The sequence below is a fragment of the Vibrio ulleungensis genome, assembly GCF_016900875.1.
GTDB lineage: Bacteria > Pseudomonadota > Gammaproteobacteria > Enterobacterales > Vibrionaceae > Vibrio > Vibrio ulleungensis.
The window spans coordinates 1-1,305 of the sequence record NZ_JAFEUM010000022.1 but is presented as its reverse complement, the minus strand read 5'-3'; the positions used below and the strand labels follow the sequence as shown (position 1 = coordinate 1,305).

Sequence of the window (1,305 nt, the reverse complement as noted above, 5' to 3'; positions counted from 1 at the left end):
TAACCTTCCGGCACCGGGCAGGCGTCACACCGTATACGTCATCTTACGATTTTGCACAGTGCTGTGTTTTTAATAAACAGTTGCAGCCACCTGGTATCTGCGACTCCCAATAGCTCCATCCGCGAGGGACTTCACCGTCGAGAGCGTACCTTCTCCCGAAGTTACGGTACCATTTTGCCTAGTTCCTTCACCCGAGTTCTCTCAAGCGCCTTGGTATTCTCTACCCGACCACCTGTGTCGGTTTGGGGTACGATTCCTTACAATCTGAAGCTTAGAGGCTTTTCCTGGAAGCATGGCATCAGTGACTTCACTACCGTAGTAGCTCGACATCGTATCTCAGCCTAATGATTTCCCGGATTTACCTAAGAAATCAGCCTACATACTTAAACCTGGACAACCGTCGCCAGGCCCACTTAGCCTTCTCCGTCCCCCCATCGCAATTGTAAGAAGTACGGGAATATTAACCCGTTTCCCATCGACTACGCCTTTCGGCCTCGCCTTAGGGGTCGACTTACCCTGCCCCGATTAACGTTGGACAGGAACCCTTGGTCTTCCGGCGAGGGGGTTTTTCACCCCCTTTATCGTTACTCATGTCAGCATTCGCACTTCTGATACCTCCAGCAGACCTTACAGTCCACCTTCAGCGGCTTACAGAACGCTCCCCTACCCAATGACTAAAAGTCATTGCCGCAGCTTCGGTGTATAGCTTAGCCCCGTTACATCTTCCGCGCAGGCCGACTCGACTAGTGAGCTATTACGCTTTCTTTAAATGATGGCTGCTTCTAAGCCAACATCCTAGCTGTCTAAGCCTTCCCACATCGTTTCCCACTTAGCTATACTTTGGGACCTTAGCTGGCGGTCTGGGTTGTTTCCCTCTCCACGACGGACGTTAGCACCCGCCGTGTGTCTCCCGGATAGTACTCACTGGTATTCGGAGTTTGCAAAGGGTTGGTAAGTCGGGATGACCCCCTAGCCTTAACAGTGCTCTACCCCCAGTGGTATTCGTCCGAGGCGCTACCTAAATAGCTTTCGGGGAGAACCAGCTATCTCCAGGTTTGATTGGCCTTTCACCCCTAGCCACAAGTCATCCGCTAATTTTTCAACATTAGTCGGTTCGGTCCTCCAGTTGATGTTACTCAACCTTCAACCTGCCCATGGCTAGATCACCTGGTTTCGGGTCTAATCCTAGCAACTCGACGCCCAGTTAAGACTCGGTTTCCCTACGGCTCCCCTATACGGTTAACCTTGCTACTAAAATTAAGTCGCTGACCCATTATACAAAAGGTACGCAGTCACCCAACAAGT

The 1,305-nt window shown here is 51.2% G+C and carries 1 rRNA gene; it reads right to left on the bottom strand.

The features are described from left to right. Positions 1-1,305: ribosomal RNA gene (locus JQC93_RS20200) — 23S ribosomal RNA — on the bottom strand; the annotation flags it as partial.